Origin of the sequence: Clostridium sp. (genome assembly GCF_051650885.1) — a bacterium.
Classification (GTDB): Bacteria; Bacillota; Clostridia; order Clostridiales; family Clostridiaceae; genus Clostridium.
This window is the reverse complement of the sequence record NZ_JBOFRG010000313.1, coordinates 1-21,237: the sequence shown is the minus strand read 5'-3', so window position 1 is coordinate 21,237 and position 21,237 is coordinate 1. Positions and strand designations below refer to the sequence as shown.

Here is a 21,237-nt window from a genome sequence, read left to right as displayed (position 1 = left end):
TACTCTCCCTTCTTATTTAAATACTGCTCCAGTACTTGCTGAACTTACTAATTTAGAATATCTTTTTAAATAACCAGTTTTTATTTTTGGTTCTGGCATTACAAGATTTTTTCTTCTTTCATTTAAGATTTCTTCTGAAACTTTAAGCTCTAGCTTTCCTTCAATAATATCAATGGAAATTATATCTCCATTTTCTATTAATCCAATAGCTCCACCTTCTGCTGCTTCTGGTGATACATGTCCTATTGCTGCCCCTCTTGTTGCACCACTAAATCTACCATCAGTTATTAATGCAACACTTTTATCAAGTCCCATTCCTGCAATTGCTGAAGTTGGTGAAAGCATTTCTCTCATTCCTGGTCCACCCTTTGGCCCTTCATATCTTATTACAACTACATCACCTGAAACTATTTTCCCTGTCTTAATTCCATCAATAGCTTCTTCTTCAGAGTTAAATACTTTTGCCGTACCTTCATGCTTAAGCATTTCAGGAACTACTGCTGACTTTTTAACAACAGCACCGTCTAAAGCAATATTTCCTCTTAAAACTCTAATTCCACCTGTTTCACTATATGGCTTTTCTATATTTTTTATGACATCATAATTTTTAACTTTAACTTCTTTTATATTTTCACCTTGTGTTTTTCCTGTTACTGTTATGCACTCTTCTTCTAACAATCCTTTTTTAGATAATTCATTCATAACAGCAGTTATTCCTCCCGCCCAATACAAATCTTCAATATGTGTATCAGATGCTGGTGCAAGTCTACAAAGATTTGGTGTTTTTTCTGATATTTCATTTATAATATCCAAATTCATTTCTACTTCTGCCTCTGCTGATATTGCAGTTAAATGAAGTACTGAATTTGTTGAACATCCAAGTGCCATATCAACAGTTAAAGCATTCTTTATAGATTTTTCTGTTACAATATCCTTTGGTTTTATATCTTTTTCTAAAATGCTCATAATAGCTTTTCCAGCCATCTTTGCAAGTCTTATTCTTTCTGAATATACTGCTGGCACTGTCCCATTCCCAGGTAATCCAAGTCCTAAAACTTCAGTTAAACAGTTCATAGAATTTGCTGTAAACATTCCTGAACATGACCCACATGTTGGGCATGCCTTATTTTCCATATCACAGAAATCTTCTTTATTTATTTTCCCTGCTTCAAAAGCTCCAACTGCTTCAAACATAGTTGATAATGAAATATCTTTTCCCTTAGCTTTTCCTGCAAGCATTGGTCCACCACTTATAAAAATTGATGGAATATTCATTCTTAATGCACCCATTATCATACCTGGAACTATCTTATCGCAGTTCGGTACAAATACTAATGCATCAAATCCATGAGCATTTACCATACATTCAATAGAATCTGCTATAAGCTCTCTTGTTGCTAAAGAATATTTCATTCCTATATGCCCCATTGCAATTCCATCACACACTCCTATTACAGGAAATACAAGAGGTGTTCCACCATTTGAAAGAACTCCTTTTTTAACCGCTTCAACTATTGTATTTAAATGTACATGACCTGGAATAATATCATTTTGTGCTGAAACTATACCAATTAACGGTCTATCTATTTCATCATCAGTTAAGCCCGTTGCCTTAAATAATGACCTATGAGGTGCTTTATCTACACCTTTTTTTACTCTATCACTTCTCATATTTTATACCCCCATAATTTTCTCTATAACTAAGTCCCCCATTTCCTTTGTTCCTACTTTTTTCATTCCTTCACTAAAGATATCTGCTGTTCTATATTCATCTTCTAATGCATTTGTTACTGCATCTTCAATAGCTTTTGCTTCTTCTTCAAGCCCAAATGTATACTTAAGCATCATTGAAACAGAAAGTATAGTTGCAAGAGGATTTGCAATTCCCTTTCCTGCAATATCTGGTGCACTTCCATGAATAGGCTCATATAATCCAAAACTATTATCTCCTAATGATGCAGATGGTAACATTCCTATTGAACCTGTTATCATACTAGCTTCATCTGATAAAATATCTCCAAACATATTATCAGTTAAAATTACATCAAATTGCTTTGGATTTTTTACAAGTTGCATTGCTGCATTGTCTATATAAATGTGGCTTAACTGAACCTCTGGATAATCTTCTGATATTTCTTCTACAATTCTTCTCCATAATCTTGAAGAATCTAAAACATTTGCTTTATCCACGCTAGTTAATCTTTTATCTCTTTTCATAGCTGCTTCAAAAGAAAGCTTTGCTATTCTTCTTACTTCATTTTCATTATATTTTAATGTATCAAAAGCCTCTTCCACACCATTTACAAAAGCTAGTCCTCTATCTCCAAAATAAATTCCTCCAGTTAACTCTCTAACTACAAGAACATCAATTCCATCTCCAATTATTGAATCCTTTAAAGGTGATGCTTCTTTTAAAGCTTTATGAAGAACTGCTGGTCTTAAATTACAATATAATCCTAGTCCTTTTCTTAACCCTAGTATTGCTTGTTCTGGTCTTATCTTTGCACTTGGATTGTCCCACTTTAATCCACCAATTGCTCCCATTATAACTGCATCACTTTTTTTACATTCCTCTAAAGTATCTTCTGGTAATGGCACTCCATATGCATCAATTGCACAGCCTCCCGCTTGAAGGAATGTATAGTTAAATTTATGATTAAACTTTTCACCAATCTTATTTAAAACCTTAAGTCCCTCATCTACAACTTCTGGTCCTATTCCATCACCTGGAATAACAGCTATCTTAAAATCCACTTTACTTTTCCTCCTTTTTCTTTATATAACCAATTAGCCCATTGCAATTTATTATTTCTTGCATAAACGTTGGAAAGGCTTCACCCTTATACTCTTCATTTTTAGTTACATTTTTTATAACTCCAGTATTAAAATCAATTTCCACAACATCGTCTTTTTCTATTTTCTTTGCTGCCTCATCACACTCTAAAATTGGAAGTCCTATATTTATCGCATTTCTATAAAATATTCTTGCAAATGTTGATGCTATAACACAGCTTACTCCCGCTGCTTTTATTGCTATTGGTGCATGTTCTCTTGATGAACCACATCCAAAATTCTTATTTGCAACAATAATATCTCCCTCTTTAACATTTTTAATAAAATCTACATCAATATCTTCCATACAATGCTTTGCAAGCTCTTTATGGTCAGATGTATTTAAATATCTAGCTGGAATAATAACATCTGTATCTACATTATCTCCATACTTAAAAACAGTTCCCCTTGCTTTCATTTTCATGCCCCCTTTATATTAGCTCTGGATTAAATATTTTACCTTTAATAGCTGATGCTGCTGCAACTGCTGGACTAGCTAAATATATTTCTGATTCAACATGTCCCATTCTTCCTACAAAGTTTCTATTTGTTGTTGAAACACATCTTTCCCCCTTAGCTAATATACCCATATGTCCACCTAAACAAGGTCCACAAGTTGGAGTTGAAACTGCTACTCCTGATTCTATTAAATCTGTAATAATCCCCTCTTTTATTGCATCTAAATATATTTTTTGAGTTCCAGGGAATACAATACATCTAACATTTTCATGTACCTTATTTCCTTTTAATATATCTCTTGCTATTCTTAAATCTGAAATTCTTCCATTAGTACATGAACCAATAACAACTTGGTCAATTTCTATGTCAGAAACTTCATCTATAATTTTTGTGTTATCTGGTAAATGTGGAAAAGCAACAGTTGGTCTTATAAGACTTAAATCTATCTCGTAAGTCTTTTCATAAACTGCATCTTCATCTGCCTCATAGATTGTCCACTCTCTTTTACTATGCTCTTTCATATATTCAACAGTCTTTTCATCAACTACAAATATTCCATTTTTAGCACCTGCCTCAATAGCCATATTAGCCATAGTAAATCTATCATCCATAGATAAATCCTTAATTCCATCACCTACAAATTCCATAGATTTATATAAGGCTCCATCAACACCTATCATTCCAATAATATGAAGTATTATATCTTTTCCCGATACCCATTTAGTTTTCTTATTTTTAAGAATAAACTTTATCCCTTTAGGTACCTTAAACCAGCACTTTCCAGTTGCCATTCCAGCTGCCATATCAGTTGAACCAATTCCAGTTGAAAAAGCTCCAAGTGCACCATAAGTACAAGTGTGCGAATCTGCCCCTATAATTACATCACCAGAAACTGCTAAACCTTTTTCAGGAATAAGACAATGCTCAATCCCCATTTGTCCTATTTCAAAATAATTCTTTATATTTTTTTCCCTTGAAAATTCCTTTATACACTTGCATTGCTCTGCAGCTTTCATATCTTTATTTGGTGCAAAGTGGTCTGGAACTATTGCTATCTTTTCCTTATGGAAAACTTTATCTATTCCAAACTTTTTAAACTCATTTATAGCAACTGGAGTTGTAATATCATTTCCAAGAACTAAATCTAAATTAACCTCTATTAATTCTCCTGCCTTCACACTGTCTAATCCTGCATGCTTTGCTAATATCTTTTGAGTCATTGTCATCCCCAATTTTCATTCCCCCTTTTTACATTATTGCTTATTTAAAATCTAACCTTAAATTCTAAAATCACCCTTCTTAGTGATAGTTGTATCGCCTCTTTCAAGAGCTGTGATTCCAGTTCTTACAACCTCTTCAATTCCATACTCGTCCATAAGCTTAATAAGTGCTTCTATCTTGCTTTCATCCCCAGTCAGCTCAATAGTTAAAGTATCTTTAGAAATATCAATTATCTTGCTTCTAAATATCTTTACAACTTCATTTATAGCTCCTCTATTTTCAGTAGTTGCCCTAACCTTAATTAAAACTAACTCTCTATAAACTGATTTATCAGGTCTTAAATTTTCAACGCTTATAATCTCCTCAAGCTTTGTTATTTGCTTTTCAAACTGCTCAAGAACATCATCATCTCCATTTAAACTTATAGTCATTCTTGATATATTAGGATTCTCAGTCTTCCCAACAGAAAGACTGTCAATGTTATATCCTCTTCTTGAAAAGAGTCCTGCCACTCTACTTAAAACCCCTGATGAATTCTTAACTAAAACTGCTAACACATGTCTCTTCATAAAACTTGCCCCCTTTTAATTAATTTAAAATCTTTAATTAAAATAATATGATTTCCCATTTACTCTTATACCAACATATTAACGATAAAACTTATCTTACTTTTTTTACCATTTATTCTTTTCTAAGATTCTACTCTTCCAAAATACAATTGTCAATTTTTTCTATCTACTCTTACAAATAATCTTTTTTGTATTTATATACGCTAAAAAAGCCTAGATTACATTAAATAATCTAGACTTTTAAGCGCTTTATAATTCTTCTATTATGCACTGATGCTCTTTTTCTTTTGAATTATAGCAAATTGCTACTGCTAAAATTCTTTTTCCTTCATTTTCTTTTTTAAACTTTTCTATATATTCTTTTTCTTTTATTTGTTTTATTGCTTCTTCCGGTTTAACATCTTTTTTAAGTTCTACAATAAATGCTGTATCATTTTTCCTTCTAGGATGGAATGTAAAATCTGCATATCCTTTTCCTGTTTTTTCTTCTCTTTCAACTCTATAAGTGTCTCTTGCCGAAAGATATGCTAGTGTCAAAACGCATGATAGGCTGTTCTCATCATTATACTGCAAGATTGGAATTTCTGAGTTATGAATATCATGAAGAATCTTTTCTATCACTTTTGTATCTTTATTAACTGTAGCCTCTAGCATAGTTCTTGATTTTTCTACTATTTCAGCTACATAACCGAAGCTTTTATCTTCTAGTGCCTTTTCAAACTCTCTCATTAATTCTTTATTAGGAATTTTCAAGTACCCATCATAGTAAGATAAAAATCCTAAAACTATCATTGCTGAATAAATTTCTTTTTTATCTCTTGGTGCTCCCTGACCTGCTCTAAATTCCTCATTTATAGTTATATCAATTTCTCCACCAGAAACCATTTCTATGATATCATCTCTTATTTCTAATACATCATATTTAATTAAATTTATTACTTCATCCATAGCTCCTGTATTTGTCCAATAGCTCTTACATTTTTTATTTTGAAGTGCCTTAACTACAGAACGTGGATTATACAATCTTTCATCTTCTTCATTTACATACCCATTATACCAATCACTTATCTCTTCAAAAGATATTTTCTTTTCATTTTTACAAAGCTTTTTTACTTCTTCTTCTGTAAATCCAAAATATTCTCCATATCTTAAATCACTAAGCATAGTAAATTCATCAAACATATTAAGTGCACTTCCACTTGAATATTTTTTTATAGGTAATACTCCTGTCATATAACAAAGTGCCACGTATGGTTGGTCTTTCAAAAGATTTCTTAAAAATTCTAAAAACTCATTTTGATTTTCTTTAAATAAATTATTGTTAAATATATAATCCCACTCATCAAAGATAAATATAAATTTTTCACCAGTTCTAGTTATCATTCTACTTAAGCTATCATTTTCATTAACAATCTTTGTTTCAAAAACTTCTATAAGTTCTTTTTTAACTTCACTTACAATATTTTTTATATATTCTTCATAAGTCCTCATATTTTCTGGAATCTCATTAAAACTAATATTTATAACATTATACTTATTTATATGCTTTTCATAGTTACAATCCTTACTTACATTCAATCCACCAAAAACTTCTCTTGAATCAACAGCTTTAGAATAATACGCTCCTAGCATGTCTGCTACAGATGTTTTTCCAAATCTTCTAGGTCTAGTTACACAGATATACTTGCTTTTAGTAGATATCTTTTTACTTACTAGATTTATCATTTCTGATTTATCTACAAAGTATTCTTCATTAACAAGTTCCCTATAATTTTCAAAAGGTTTATCACCATTTAAATACAAATTCACTTTTACCCCTCCTCTTTGAATTTACTCTATTCTAATATAATAATTATATCATAGCCTATTAACTATTATTAACCTAATCCCAACTTTTAAACACCTCTAAAAAAATTCCACTAGCCTTAACTAGTGGAAAAATTCTTAATTTTTAATTTTTAATTTTTAATTTCCAATTATCTCCCTATCTTTTTCCAGCATCAAATGGCTCTCCTGCAGCTTTTGGTGCTTGTGATGATTTTGAGAATACTATAAGTGCTAATAATGTTACTATATATGGGAATAATTTTAGTGCAACTGGTGGTATTTGCTCAAGTGATGGTATAGCCCCTGATACATTTGCAATTGTTGTTGCAAATCCAAAGAACATTGTTGCTCCTAATATTCCAAGTGGCTTCCATTGTCCAAATATAAGTGCTGCAAGTGCTAGGAACCCAAGTCCTGCAACGCTTCCATTAAATTCTCCTGAATAAGTTACTATAATAATAGCTCCTCCAAGTGCTGAAAGCCCTCCTGAAATCATTACTCCTATATATCTCATTTTAAAAACACTTACTCCTGCTGCCGCTGCTGCTTGTGGATGTTCTCCACATGCTCTAAGTCTCATTCCAAAGCTAGTTTTATAAAGTATAAAAGCACTTATTAAAACTATTGCTAAAACAAGCCATGTTGTTGGATATGTGTTTGTGAATAACATTCCTATTACAGGTATTTCTGATAACATTGGAATATCTTGTGGTACAAATCCCATTTGAATTCCTATATTTCCACTTCCTGTTATACTTCTTGCTAAAAATATTGTTAATGCCCCAGCTATCATATTTATAGCTGTTCCACTTATTACTTGGTTTGCATTTAAGTTAATACTTGCAAATGCATGTAATAATGAAAATAATGCTCCTACTATTACTGCTACTAAAAGTCCAATCCATAAATGCATATTACTTCCTGCTGGAAATTTCCCTTGTAATTCTGATATTGTAAATGCTCCTGCAAATGAACCTACTATCATAAATCCATCTAATCCTATATTTACAATTCCGCTTCTCTCACAATATAATGCTCCTAAAGCTGTAATAAGTAGTGGTACCATATATGCCATTGCATAAGGAAATATTTGCTCAATTGTTTCAAACATCTACACTACCTCCTTTACATTATTTTCTGTTTTATTTTCTACTTTATTTTTTCGTTTCTTCGATATTTTATCCATAACTCTACTTATAACTACGCTTGTAGCTGCAAAGTAAATTATAATTGCTATTATTGTATCAGCTATTTCTGGTGGTATCTGAGTCATAGCTGTCATAAATCCTTTTCCTGTATAAAGTATTCCAAAGAATATTGCTGAGAATAATACTCCCACTGGAGAATTTGCTGCAAGAAGTGCAACTGCTATTCCATCAAATCCTTGTGATGGCATAACCCCAATTTGAAGTGATGTTGTATTTCCTGCATATTGTGCTATTCCTGCAAGTCCTGCAAGTGCTCCTGCTATCATCATTGATAATACTATATTTCTATTTACAGGCATTCCTGCATATTCAGCTGCATGTCTATTGAATCCTACTGCTTTAAGCTCATATCCTAAAACTGTTTTATTTAATATAAATGCTATTACTGTTACTGCAACTAAAGCTATAAATACTCCTAAATTTATAAATGAACCATCAAAAGCTTTTGTTAAAGCTTCTATTCTTAAATTTGCATGAATGGCTAATGAACTTGATTCAGTTTCAACTCCACCTCTGAAGTATGCTGGTATTGCATAAAATACTATCCAATATGCAATCCAGTTCATCATTATTGTTGATACAACTTCATGAACATTAAATTTAGCTTTTAATATTCCAGGAATCATAGCCCAAACAGCACCTGTTATAATAGCTGCCATAATCATTAATGGTAGCATTACACCTTTTGGCATATCTAATGTTAGTCCTATTGCAAGTGCTACAAATCCTCCCATTAACATTTGACCTGGTGCTCCTATATTAAATAGACCTGTTTTAAATGCAAATGCAACTGAAAGCCCTGTTAATATAAGTGGTGCTGCTGTTGCCAGAGTATTTCCTATTCTTTCTAGGTTCATTAATCCCCCTCTAAATAAGAATGTATACCCTTCTACTGGATTTTTACCTATGGCAGCCATTAATAAGGCTCCAGCTAAAAGCCCAAATACTACTGCAAGTAATGATAAAAGCCATTGTTTCTTACCCATTTAAAACACCTTCCTTTTTAACACCAGCCATCATAAGACCAACTTCATTTTCATCTGTTTCTTTTGCTTCTACAACTCCTATAAGTTCTCCACCATTAATAACTGCTATTCTATCTGAAACATTTAAAACTTCATCAAGCTCTAAAGAAACTAAAAGAACTGCTTTTCCTTTATCTCTTTCTTCTATTAATCTTTTATGGATATACTCTATTGAACCTACATCTAATCCTCTAGTTGGTTGTACTGCTATAAGAAGTTCTGGCTTCATTTCTATTTCTCTTCCTATAATTGCTTTTTGTTGATTTCCTCCAGACATTGACCTTGTAATTGTCACTTCATCTTCAGCCGACCTTACATCAAATGCCTTTATTATTTCTTTTGCATATTCTCTTATTGCTTTTTTATTTATTATTCCTTTATTTGAAAATGGTTTATTTTTATAAGATTTAAGAACCATATTATTTTCTAAACTATAATCTAAAACTAATCCTCTTTTATGTCTATCTTCTGGTATATATGCTATTCCTTTATCAATTCTTTCTCTTATAGATAATGTCTCAACATTATTTCCTAAAAACTCAATATTTCCTGAAACAATATTTTTCATTCCTGTAATAGCTTCAACTAATTCAACCTGTCCATTACCTTCCACTCCTGCTAGACCTACAATTTCTCCACCTCTAACTTCTAATGAAAAGTCTTTAAGACCAAGTACACCTTTTTTTCTATTTACAGATAAATTATTTACTTTTAATACAATATCCTTTGGATTTGCCTCTTTCTTTTCTACCTTAAATGATACTTCTCTTCCTACCATCATTTTAGCCATATGGGCTTCAGTAGTATCTTTAACATCTACAGTTCCTATATATTTTCCTCTTCTTATAACTGTACATCTATCAGCAATTTCCTTTATCTCTTTTAACTTATGTGTAATTATAATTACTGATTTTCCTTCTTTTATTAAATCTCTAATTATATTCATTAACTCTTTTATTTCTTGTGGTGTTAATACTGCTGTTGGCTCATCTAATATAAGCACGTTTGCATTTCTATAAAGCATTTTTAGTATTTCTACCCTCTGTTGCATTCCTACTGAAATATCTTCAATTTTTGCATGTGGGTCTATATTTAAATTATATTTTTCTGATAACTCTTTTATCTTTTTTGCTGCACTTTCTTTATCTACTATAAAACCAAACTTTTTAGGCTCAAGTCCTAGTATAATATTTTCTGTAACAGTAAAATTTTCAACAAGCTTAAAGTGCTGATGAACCATTCCTATTCCATATTCATTTGCTTTGCTAGGTCCTGTTATTTTCACTTCTTTTCCATTTATTTTTATTTCACCCTTATCTGGTTGATATAATCCAAATAAAACACTCATTAAAGTAGACTTTCCTGCTCCATTTTCCCCTAAAAGTGCATGAACTTCACCTTTTTTTAAAGTTAAAGTTATATTATCATTTGCTACTATTCCCGAAAATTCTTTACGGATATTTAGCATTTCAACTACATATGCCATCTCTCTTCCCCCTAGAAACTCTTTATATTTTAAAAGAGAGACTCTCAAAATTTAAAAACCTTATTTTTGAGAATCTCTCCTATCTTATAAAAACTAAGCTATTAAGTCACCTTTTTCAGCTGAAACTTTTACTTCTCCAGCTTTCATTTTTTCTGTTACTTCTTTAACTTTTGCTAATGTATCTTCTGAAAGGTTTGGATTCTTTTCTGGAATTCCTACACCATCATTGTTGATATCGTAAACTAAAGTTTGTCCACCTGGGAACTTACCTTCTTGTTCAGCTTTTATCATATCAAATGATGATTTTCCAATTTTCTTAGTAGCTGAAGTAAGAATAACTGACTTTTCACCTTCATATACACCTTCTGCAAATTGGTCAACGTCAACTCCTACAACCCAAGCTTCTTTCCCTTTACTAGCTCTTCCTTTTGCTTCTGTTATAGCTCCAACTCCAACTTTACCAGCTGAAACGAATATAGCTTTAACATTTCTATCATACATAGTTGCTGCTAATTGTTGTCCTACTGCAACATCTTCAAATGAGTTTGCATATTTAACATTTTCTTTCTTTATAGTAGTTTTTGTTCCGTAATTATCATTAGCATATTTAACACCTTGTTGGAATCCCCAGTTAAACTTTTGTACTGGTGGAATTTCTAATCCTCCAATAAATCCTAAGTCACCTTCTTTAATTTGAAGTGCTGTTGCAACTCCTGCTAAGAATCCTGATTGCTCTTCAGCGTAAAATATAGATACTGAATTTTCTCCTACTTTACCTTCTTTTGATTCATTAGTTTCTTTTGGAACTCCATCAAGTAATACAAATTTAGCATCTTTGTATTTCTCTTGTGCTTCATAAATAGCTGTTTCAAACTTATATCCTGGTGTTACAATAAACTTGTTTCCAGCATCATATATGTTTCCAATTTCTTTAATGTAGTCTGCATGAGTTTGTCCTGATGGCTTTAAGTATTGATTTTCAATTCCTAACTCCTTCTTAGCTTGTTCAATTCCTTCCCATGTTCCTTGGTTAAAGCTTTTGTCATCAATAGTTCCAACATCTGTAACCATTCCAACCTTCATTGCTTCTTTCTTTTCACCTTCTGATGAAGAACCTCCACAACCTGCTAAAACGCCTGTTGCCATAAGTAGTGTCATTGCTAGTGCAAGTGCCTTCTTTTTCATTTAATTTTCCCCCTCTAATTCCCGATTGTATCTTTAACAAATACAACCAACCTTTTTTGTTCATAGTTTTGACAAATTTATTATACTATTTACTTCCATTTTATTCAATATATATGATTATTTTTCCATTTTTATAATACTATTAATTTTTTTCTTGTATTTTTATTCATCTTTCATCCCCAAGTTATATTTATACCTTTATTTGTAATATTTTAATCATTTTATTGCCAATTTAATAATTATTTAACTTTTTTACTTATTTATTGCATAAAAAAAGATAACAATATTATTAAATTGCTATCAAAAAAAATATCTTTTTTAATTATATGTGCTATACAATTTACCCTATTTCAGTGTCTTTAATGTATGGTATTACTCTTACCTCTACATTTGGTGCTTCTGATAAAACTTTATTTATTGTAGAACCTCTAAATAAAGTTTGTAATCTACTTCTTCCACTATGACCTAATATAATTTGTGTTATTCCTTCTTCTTTTGCAAAATCTACAATAGCTTTTGAAACTGATTTACTTTCCTTTTCTACAATTACTGCATCTAATGATTTTGCTAAAGCCTTATGCTTTTCTAGCATCACATCAAACTCTTTATATTCTCTCTTTGCTACAACATTTGTACAATCTACTACTAATACATAAAGATTACACCTATATCTTCTAGCCACTCTATACGCATGTCTTACAAGCTTTGAGCTATTCGGGTTAGAGCTTACACATACTAATACCTTCTCATTTATATTTATATTATCTTTAAATTCTCTATTTTTCTTTAAAATAGTTAAATCGTCATCAATTTCATTTGCAGCTTCTCTAAGTGCAAGCTCTCTAAGTGCTATAAGATTGCTTTTTACAAAAAAGTTTTCTAATGCCCTTTTTACATTTTCTTTTTTATAAATGTGACCATCTCTTAATCTTTGTATAAGCATTTCTGGTGGCAAATCTATAACCATAATATCATCTGCAATTTGTAGCATTCTATCTGGAACTGTTTCTCTTACCTTCACTCCTGTTATTTCAGAAACCATATCATTAAGGCTTTCTATATGTTGAATATTTACAGTAGTCATAACATTACTACCACTATTTAAAATATCAAGAACATCTTCAAACCTTTTTTTATTTTTGACACCTTTTGCATTAGTATGTGCGAGCTCATCCACAATGACCCATTCGGGATTTTGTTCAATTATTTCAGGTGTATCCATCTCTTCTAAAATGATGCCCTTATAATTAATCTTTTCTCTAGCTACTACTTTTAGTTTACCTATTTTCTCTTTTGTTTCATGCCTCCCATGATCCTCAACATATCCAATGATTATATCTTTACCTTCCTCTAACATCTTGTTTCCTTCTTCAAGCATTCTATATGTTTTTCCAACACCTGGTGAGTATCCAAGATATATTTTTAATATCCCTCTTCCCTCCTTTTTATTTTTTTTATCTCTATGAAATTCTTCTATTCTATAATCAGTTATCTCCTTATTCATTTTTAATAGTTTCCTTTCTATAAAAAATGAAGAATGACATTACTTCCATTCTTCATTAATTATTTTATTTTATTAAATTTCTTTCCTTAAAAACTTTTAGGTTTAACTCTAAAACATTAACTAAGCCTTTATTTGCACTTTCATTAATATCTTTTTCAAGTATTTCCTTACTTACTCCTGTTTTTTGAGCTATTCTTTCTACTTGAACCTTAGCACCATCAACTGTTATGTTTGGATCTAATCCTGATGCTGATTGTGTAAACAACTCTCCTGGTAGTTCATTTCTTGTTATTGTTGGATTTTCTTTCAAGAAATTATTAATCTCTCTATTCACTTCTTTTTCAAGCTGTTTTGAACTACAACATAAATCTTTATCTCCTGATTCTGGTACAATATTTTTATCTTCTTTGGTCATATTGTAATTTATTGTTGATGGTCTACCATGAAAATAATTAGGATCATTATTAAAGTCTTGTCCTATATATTTTGAACCAACCACCTGTCCATTTTCATATATTAAACTTCCATTTGCTTCTTTATGTGCTGCAACTTGTCCTACTCCTGTTAAAACTAAAGGATAGATTATTCCACAAAGAATTGCAAAAAATATTGTTATTTTTATTCCTATTTTTACCTGTTTCATAACCTTCCCCCTACATTCCTATCATTCTTAAAAGTGGAGTTATTATCATATCAATTATTTTAATTCCTATAAATGGAGTTATTATTCCACCTACACCAAAGATTAAAACATTTCTTAGTAATAACATCTCTGCTTTCATTGGTCTATATTTTACACCCTTCATTGCTATAGGTATAAGTATTGGTATTATTATTGCATTAAAGATTAATGCAGATAATATAGCTGATGCTGGTGAATGTAAGTGCATAATATTTAATACCTTCATTTGTGGTATTGCTGTAATAAATATAGCTGGTATTACGGCAAAGTATTTTGCTATATCATTTGCAATACTAAATGTTGTTAATGCACCTCTTGTAATTAAAATCTGTTTACCTATTTCAACTACTTCTAATATTTTAGTTGGATTAGAATCTAAGTCAACCATATTAGCAGCTTCTTTTGCTGATGTTGTTCCTGTATTCATTGCAATCCCTACATCTGCTTGTGCAAGTGCTGGTGCATCATTTGTTCCATCACCAGTCATTGCAACTATCTTACCTTGGTCTTGTTCTTTTTTTATAACTGCAATTTTATCTTCTGGTTTACATTCAGCTACAAAATCATCAACTCCTGCTTCTCTTGCAATAGTTTCTGCTGTTAATGGGTTATCACCTGTACACATTACTGTTCTAATTCCCATTTCTCTAAGTCTTTCAAATCTTTCAACAAGTCCTGGTTTAACAGTATCTTTTAAATAAATAACCCCATAAATTTTATTATCTACGCAAACAGTTAATGGTGTTCCACCATATTTTGAAACTTGTTCAACTTTTTCATCTAAATCATTTGGTATATTTCCACCTAACTGCTCAGCAAAAGTTTTTATAGCAGAACTTGCACCTTTTCTTACTCTAGTTCCATCTTTTAAATCTACTCCACTCATTTTTGTTTGAGCTTGGAATTCAATAAATTCCATTCCATTGTAATTATCTATACTATCAGTTATTCCTAGCTTTTCTGCTAAATCAACTACTGACTTTCCTTCTGGTGTTGTATCTAAAAGTGATGTAATAAGTGCTTTCTTTATTAGCTCATCTTTAGATACATCTCCTACTGGTAAAAAGTCCGCTGCAAGTCTATTACCAAATGTTATAGTTCCAGTCTTATCTAATATCATTACATCAACATCACCACAAGACTCAACAGCCTTACCTGACATTGCTATCATATTAAATCTTGTAACTCTGTCCATTCCAGCTATTCCTATTGCTGATAATAATCCTCCAATAGTTGTTGGAATTAAACAAACAAGAAGTGCAACTAATGTTGCTACTGAAATCTCTACATTTAAATATCCTGCTAGTGGATACAATGTAACTATAACTACTAAAAATATTATTGTTAATGATAATAATAATGTACTAAGTGCAATTTCATTTGGAGTTTTCTTTCTTTCAGCTCCTTCAACAAGCTTAATCATTTTATCTAAGAAAGATTCTCCTGGTGTTACTGTTATTTCAACCTTTACCCAGTCTGAAACAACTCTAGTTCCACCTGTTACAGATGCAAAATCTCCACCCGACTCTTTAACTACTGGTGCTGATTCTCCTGTTATGGCACTTTCATCAACTGATGCAATACCTTCTATAACTTCTCCATCATTTGGAACTAAGTCTCCTGATTCAATTAAGATTATATCTCCTTTTTGAAGTTCATCAGCATTTACTATTTTATATGTTCCATCTTCATTTAATAGTTTTGCCTTTGTATTTTGTTTAGTTTGTTTTAAGGTACTTGCCTGTGCTTTCCCTCTACCTTCTGCAATCGCTTCTGCAAAGTTTGCAAAAAGAATTGTTATAAATAATATAACTGCTACTATAAAATTATATATTCTTACATCCCCACTAGCATTAGTATGTCCAAATAAATTTGGGAAAATTGCTAACAAAAGAACTATTATGAATCCTATTTCAACAATAAACATTATTGGATTTTTAATCATATTCCTTGGGTCTAGCTTTTTAAATGAATCTTTAAATGCTTTTCCTACTATATCTTTACTTAAAAGTTTCTTTTTTTCTACTTCTTTTTCACTCACAACTTTCACCTCGCTATCCTAAAAATCTTAAATGCTCTGTTATTGGTCCAAGTCCTAATACAGGAAGGAATGTTAATGCCCCAATAACTAAGATTATTACTATAAGCATTACTCCAAAAATAACATTATCTGTTCTAAATGTTCCTACTGTTTTAGGCACTGCCTTTTTATTTGCAAGAGATACTGATACTGCTAAAAGAAGTATTATTGGTGCAAATCTTCCTATTAACATAATTATTCCTGTAATTATATTAAAGAATCCACCATTATTCATATATCCACTCATTAAAGAACCATTATTTGCACTTGCACTTGTAAATTCGTAGAGAACTTGTGTAAATCCATGGAATCCAGCATGAACTCCTGCTATAGCTGCTTCCCCTGAAAGTAATGTAATTACTGTTGAGAATAAAACTAATATAGGATGTATAACAATTGCTAATGCAATGAGCTTAATTTCCTTTGCTTCAACTTTTTTACCAAAGAACTCTGGTGTTCTTCCAACCATAAGTCCACAAATAAATACTGTTAATAATACATACATAATAATGTTTAAGAATCCAACTCCTGTTCCTCCAAACAATGTGTTTAACATCATTCCAAAAAGAGCTGCAAATATAAACATTGGATTCATGGCATTTAAAGCTACATTTGTACTTCCTGTAGTAAATGTTGTGGTTATTGTACTAAATAAACTTGAACCCAAATGTCCAAACCTTAAATCTTGACCTTCTGAACCACTCATACCTTTAGCTAGTCCTAGTTTTTGTAATGCTTCATTTCCATGAGACATTGAATGATACATAATAAAGAACATTCCAGCTACTAATAAGAGTAATGCTACTACTATTACTACGCTTTGCTTTTTATTTTTAACAGTATCACCAAAGGCCACTATAAACGAACCTGGTAATATTGTCATTGATATCATTTCAATAAAGTTTGTTACTATAGTTGGGTTAGCAAATGGATGTGCTGAGTTTGCAGCAAAGAATCCTCCACCATTTGTTCCTAAATGCTTTATAGCCTCTAATGATGCTATTGGGCCAAGCATTATGCTTTGGAAATGCCCTGTTATTGTTTTAAAGCTTTCTATACCTTTAAGACTTTGTGGTACTCCACAGAATACTAAAATAATTCCTATTACAAATGCAAATGGAATTAAAAGTCTTGTTAAAAATCTTGTGAAATCTATATAAAAGTTTCCTAAAGATTTTTCTTTTCCTGCAACAGTTCTGATAAATCCAGATGCAATAGCACATCCTGTAGCTGCTGAAGTAAACATTAAAAATGTTATGACTATCATTTGAGTAAGGTTTGAAACCATACTTGCACCTGCATAATGTTGAAGATCTGTATTTGTCACAAATGATGCTGCTGTATTAAACGCTAAACTAAAGCTAAAATTCTTCCCATGCTTTAAAGAATTAAATATTGGGATAAAGCCTTGTATCTTTAATATGATAAATCCAAATAAAAACATAAAGAAGTTACTTATAAGTAGTGCCTTTACGTATTCTTTAAAACTCATATTATCTTTCTTAATTCCACATATTTTATAAATAAAATTGTCTATTTTATCAAAAAAACCACTTGTCTTGTAATTTCTAAAATTTATAATATTAGAAATATACTTTCCTACAATAGCTATTAAGATTATAAACACTATTAAAAATATTATTAATTGTATTGCTACCAATTTCTTTTCCTCCTAAGCTAAAATTTATCTGGATTAAATAATGCATAAAATAAATATCCAAATATTAATATAACGATAATTCCTAGTAATATCATAATTTACTCCTCCAAAGTTATACTTAATCTCTATCTATTAAGATTATATCTATATTCCCTTAACTTTCTAGGCATTATTTATTACATTTCCTTGAATATATTGTTTTTTATTCCCAAATTTTTTTCCATTATTTTTCTTTATTTTTTGAATAATTAAAGATGGCTTTATTCACATATAAGGATTTTTTTCTATATTTTTATAACTATATATACATTTTTTGCAAGTCTTTTTTTTATTGTTGCATCTCTAAATTTCTTTCCCTTTTAATTTTATGAATTTTTTTCATTTTTAATAAATTTTCTTTGTATTTATAATCTGCTTTTTACTATTTAGACTTATTTTTCCTAGTATTTTTAGAATTTTTAAATAATAAAAGATATGTTAAATAAAACCTTTAACTAAATGAAAAAAAATATTATACTTATTTAATGAGAAAATTTATGTAAACCTAGGGGGCTTATTATGAGAAAAAAAGATATACTCGAATTAAAAAAGCGTTTTAAAAAAGAACAATGTACCTTCACTAAAATGTGTGGTTGCTATGTTAATGGAGAAAAAACCATTTTATCTACCTTTAGAGAAACGTTCTTAAACTTAGAAGAAGATGAATTTTTTAAATACTTAGAGATAGCTAAAAAAGTTCTTTCTGGAACTGTTGGAAACAACATTTTAGAATTAAACTTTCCACTTAACGAAGATTTAGTTAATGAAAAACAAGTTTCATTAATTACTCTTAAAAACAGTGGATTAAAAGATGATGCTCTTTTAGAGCCATTTTATCAATCAATTATAGATAACTATGATTATACTGGAAACTTTTTAATCTTACTTTTTCATGATGCATATGACGTTATAACAAAAACTAAAGATAACCTAAAGCTAGATGAATCAGATGAAGTTTATGAATATGTCCTTTGTGCTATTTGCCCTGTTTCATTATCTAAGCCAGGTCTTAGATATTTTGAAGAAGATAATTCAATAAAAGCACGTATAAGAGATTGGGTTGTTGAAATGCCTACAAATGGCTTTGTATACCCAGCGTTCATTGACCGTAGTGCTGATGTTAGTTCATTAATGTATTACACTAAAAATGCTAAAGAACCACATTATGAGCTTATGGAAAATGCTTTAGGTTGTGCCTCAAAAAGAACCGCTACTATTCAAAAAGAAGCTTTCCAATCAGTAATTATAGATTCACTTCCTCCTACTGAAAAAGATGTTGATAAAGTATTTATGGAGGTTCAAGACAGTCTTAACACTGTAATTGAAGAATATAATTCAATTTATGATGATACAGATGCAGAGCCTATCTCTTTAACTAAAGAAAAGATTCAAGAAGTTTTAATTCAAAGTGGAATTGATGAAGAAACTACAGTAAAAATTGAAAAATCTTTTGATGAAAACTTTGGGGATGAAGTTCCTTTAGCAGAAAGTCTTTTAGACCAAAAGCTTCTTAAAGCTCATGAACAAAAAAGAAAAGAAGAAAGACTTCAAAAACAAGTAGAAAACCTTCAAGAACAACTTGAAGAAGCTAAATCTGAAATAGCTTTAAGCAGTGAAGCTTTAGATTCAGATAATATAGATGATATTGAAAAACAAAATTATGACGTAGTTGTACATGTTAATCCTGAAAAAGTTTCACAAATCAAATCACAAATTATAGATGGACAAAAATGTATCATTATTCCTATAAATGAAGATGAACAAACCAAAATTAACGGACAAGATGATATTTTAAACTAAGAAAAAGGAAGTTCAAATCTGAACTTCCTTTACTTATTTATATCAAACTATTTGTTTTTCTTTTCTTTTTTCGCTGGAGCTACCTTAGCTTCTGCTTTTTTATTTTCACCATAGAATGATGTGATATACATTTCTTTTAATTCTTTCATTAATGGGTATCTTGGGTTAGCACCTGTACATTGGTCATCAAATGCTTGCTCAACCATTTCATCTAATGTTTCTTTGAATTTAACTTCACTTACACCAGCTTCTTGAATAGTTTTTGGCATATTAACTTTAGCTTGTAATCCTTCGATAGCTTTTATTAATAATTCAACTTTTTCTTCATCAGTATTTCCACCTAATTGTAAGTGATCTGCTATTTTAGCATATCTCCATGCTGCATTTGGATATTTGTATTGAGCAAATGCTGCTTGTTTAGTTGGAGCATCTTCTGCATTGAATCTAATAACTTCTTTCATAACTAATGAGTTAGCCATTCCGTGTGGTAAGTGGTGGAATGCTCCTAATTTATGAGCCATTGAGTGGTTAATTCCTAAGAATGCGTTACTGAATGCCATACCTGCCATACATGAAGCATGAGCCATTTTTTCTCTAGCTTTAACGTTAGTCATACCTTCGTTATAAGCATCTGGTAAGTATTTGAATACTAATCTTATAGCTTCTAAAGCCATTCCGTTAGTGAATTCTGAAGCCATTATTGAAACATATGCTTCAATTGAGTGTACTAATACGTCTATACCAGCACAAGCTGTTAATCCTTTTGGAGATGTCATCATTAATTCTGCATCAACGATAGCCATATCTGGAGTTAACTCGTAGTCAGCTAGTGGATATTTTACTCCTGTAGTTTCATCAGTTATAACTGCGAATGGAGTAACCTCTGATCCTGTTCCTGCTGAAGTTGCTATTGAAACCATCATAGCTTTTTCACCCATTGTTGGGAATTTGTATATTCTCTTTCTTATATCCATAAATGTCATAGCTAAGTCATGGAAATTAACTTCTGGGTGCTCATACATAACCCACATGATTTTAGCAGCATCCATAGCTGATCCACCACCAAGTGAAATTACAACGTCAGGTTGGAAGCTTGCCATTTCAGCAGCACCTGCTCTAGCACATCTTAATGTTGGGTCTGGCTCAACATCTGAGAATATTTTGTATTGGATTCCGTTAGCTTCTAATATTTCTGTAACTTTGTTTGTGTATCCCATTTCAAATAATACTTTATCTGTTACGATAAATGCTTTCTTTTTACCCATTTCTCCTAATTCGCTTAAGGCAACTGGTAAACATCCATATTTGAAGTAAGTTTTTTCTGGAACTCTAAACCAAAGCATATTTTCTCTCCTTTCAGCAATACTCTTAACATTGATTAAGTGCTTAGGACCTACGTTTTCTGAAACTGAGTTTCCTCCCCATGATCCACATCCAAGTGTTAATGATGGTGCTAATTTGAAGTTAAATAAATCTCCAATAGCCCCTTGAGCTGCTGGCATATTAATTAATGTTCTTGCTGTTTTCATTCTTTCACCAAAAGTTAATACTCTATCTCTGTTAACTATTTGATCTGTGTAAAGAATTGAAGTATGACCCATACCACCTAATTCGATTAATCTATCAGCTTTATTTAAAGCATCTTCAAATGATGTTGCTT

17 protein-coding genes are annotated in these 21,237 nt (G+C 31.0%); 1 reads left to right on the top strand and 16 read right to left on the bottom strand.

Features of this window, described 5'->3' with window-relative positions:
* Nucleotides 1–12: 12 nt before the first annotated feature.
* The 15 genes from ilvD to kdpF all read right to left on the bottom strand — a co-directional run bounded on the left by ilvD (nucleotide 13) and on the right by kdpF (nucleotide 17,833).
* Entirely contained in the window at nucleotides 13–1,671 is a 1,659-nt protein-coding gene (gene ilvD / locus ACRC28_RS15085) for a dihydroxy-acid dehydratase (RefSeq protein WP_438544263.1), read from the bottom strand.
* 3 nt (nucleotides 1,672–1,674) lie between these two features.
* Entirely contained in the window at nucleotides 1,675–2,754 is a 1,080-nt protein-coding gene (gene leuB, locus ACRC28_RS15080; protein ID WP_438544262.1) for a 3-isopropylmalate dehydrogenase, read from the bottom strand.
* 1 nt (nucleotide 2,755) lies between these two features.
* Nucleotides 2,756–3,250: a 3-isopropylmalate dehydratase small subunit gene (leuD, locus tag ACRC28_RS15075; protein ID WP_438544261.1), complete on the bottom strand. Its 495-nt coding sequence runs from the start codon at nucleotides 3,248–3,250 to the stop codon at nucleotides 2,756–2,758.
* A 13-nt stretch (nucleotides 3,251–3,263) separates the two neighbouring features.
* The gene (gene leuC / locus ACRC28_RS15070; RefSeq protein ID WP_438544260.1) at nucleotides 3,264–4,523 is read right to left on the bottom strand and encodes a 3-isopropylmalate dehydratase large subunit; all 1,260 of its coding nucleotides are present in this window, start codon (nucleotides 4,521–4,523) and stop codon (nucleotides 3,264–3,266) included.
* A 45-nt stretch (nucleotides 4,524–4,568) separates the two neighbouring features.
* Nucleotides 4,569–5,081, bottom strand: coding sequence for an acetolactate synthase small subunit (gene ilvN, locus ACRC28_RS15065; RefSeq protein WP_438544259.1), 513 nt, complete (start codon nucleotides 5,079–5,081; stop codon nucleotides 4,569–4,571).
* A 249-nt stretch (nucleotides 5,082–5,330) separates the two neighbouring features.
* Nucleotides 5,331–6,890 (bottom strand): AAA family ATPase, encoded by a 1,560-nt coding sequence (locus ACRC28_RS15060; protein WP_438544258.1) that lies wholly within the window; start codon nucleotides 6,888–6,890, stop codon nucleotides 5,331–5,333.
* 175 nt (nucleotides 6,891–7,065) lie between these two features.
* Nucleotides 7,066–8,019: an ABC transporter permease gene (locus ACRC28_RS15055; protein WP_438544257.1), complete on the bottom strand. Its 954-nt coding sequence runs from the start codon at nucleotides 8,017–8,019 to the stop codon at nucleotides 7,066–7,068.
* A complete protein-coding gene (locus ACRC28_RS15050; RefSeq protein WP_438544256.1) occupies nucleotides 8,020–9,102 on the bottom strand; it encodes an ABC transporter permease in 1,083 nt (360 codons plus the stop codon).
* Nucleotides 9,095–10,627 (bottom strand): ABC transporter ATP-binding protein, encoded by a 1,533-nt coding sequence (locus ACRC28_RS15045; protein ID WP_438544255.1) that lies wholly within the window; start codon nucleotides 10,625–10,627, stop codon nucleotides 9,095–9,097. Before ACRC28_RS15045 ends, ACRC28_RS15050 begins: the two co-directional genes overlap by 8 nt.
* Before the next feature lie 93 nt (nucleotides 10,628–10,720).
* Entirely contained in the window at nucleotides 10,721–11,812 is a 1,092-nt protein-coding gene (locus ACRC28_RS15040; RefSeq protein WP_438544254.1) for a BMP family lipoprotein, read from the bottom strand.
* A 340-nt stretch (nucleotides 11,813–12,152) separates the two neighbouring features.
* On the bottom strand, nucleotides 12,153–13,316 hold the full coding sequence (locus ACRC28_RS15035; protein WP_438544253.1) for a universal stress protein: 1,164 nt from the start codon (nucleotides 13,314–13,316) through the stop codon (nucleotides 12,153–12,155).
* A gap of 64 nt (nucleotides 13,317–13,380) precedes the next feature.
* Nucleotides 13,381–13,959, bottom strand: coding sequence for a potassium-transporting ATPase subunit C (locus ACRC28_RS15030; protein ID WP_438544252.1), 579 nt, complete (start codon nucleotides 13,957–13,959; stop codon nucleotides 13,381–13,383).
* Nucleotides 13,960–13,969: 10 nt separating this feature from the next.
* Nucleotides 13,970–16,039 carry a potassium-transporting ATPase subunit KdpB gene (kdpB, locus tag ACRC28_RS15025; protein ID WP_438544251.1) on the bottom strand — a complete coding sequence of 690 codons (2,070 nt, stop codon included), beginning with the start codon at nucleotides 16,037–16,039 and terminating at the stop codon, nucleotides 13,970–13,972.
* Nucleotides 16,040–16,052: 13 nt separating this feature from the next.
* A complete protein-coding gene (gene kdpA / locus ACRC28_RS15020; protein WP_438544250.1) occupies nucleotides 16,053–17,738 on the bottom strand; it encodes a potassium-transporting ATPase subunit KdpA in 1,686 nt (561 codons plus the stop codon).
* Nucleotides 17,739–17,755: 17 nt separating this feature from the next.
* The gene (gene kdpF, locus ACRC28_RS15015; RefSeq protein ID WP_438544292.1) at nucleotides 17,756–17,833 is read right to left on the bottom strand and encodes a K(+)-transporting ATPase subunit F; all 78 of its coding nucleotides are present in this window, start codon (nucleotides 17,831–17,833) and stop codon (nucleotides 17,756–17,758) included.
* Between the two features lie 463 nt (nucleotides 17,834–18,296).
* On the opposite strand from kdpF, the gene ACRC28_RS15010 reads away from it, so the two are divergent.
* Nucleotides 18,297–19,577, top strand: a complete 1,281-nt coding sequence (locus ACRC28_RS15010; RefSeq protein ID WP_438544249.1) for a DUF4317 family protein — start codon at nucleotides 18,297–18,299, stop codon at nucleotides 19,575–19,577.
* 47 nt (nucleotides 19,578–19,624) lie between these two features.
* Here the strand turns inward: ACRC28_RS15010 and ACRC28_RS15005 are convergent.
* Nucleotides 19,625–21,237 (bottom strand): iron-containing alcohol dehydrogenase (locus tag ACRC28_RS15005; RefSeq protein WP_438544248.1); only part of this gene is annotated, 1,613 nt, incomplete at its 5' end.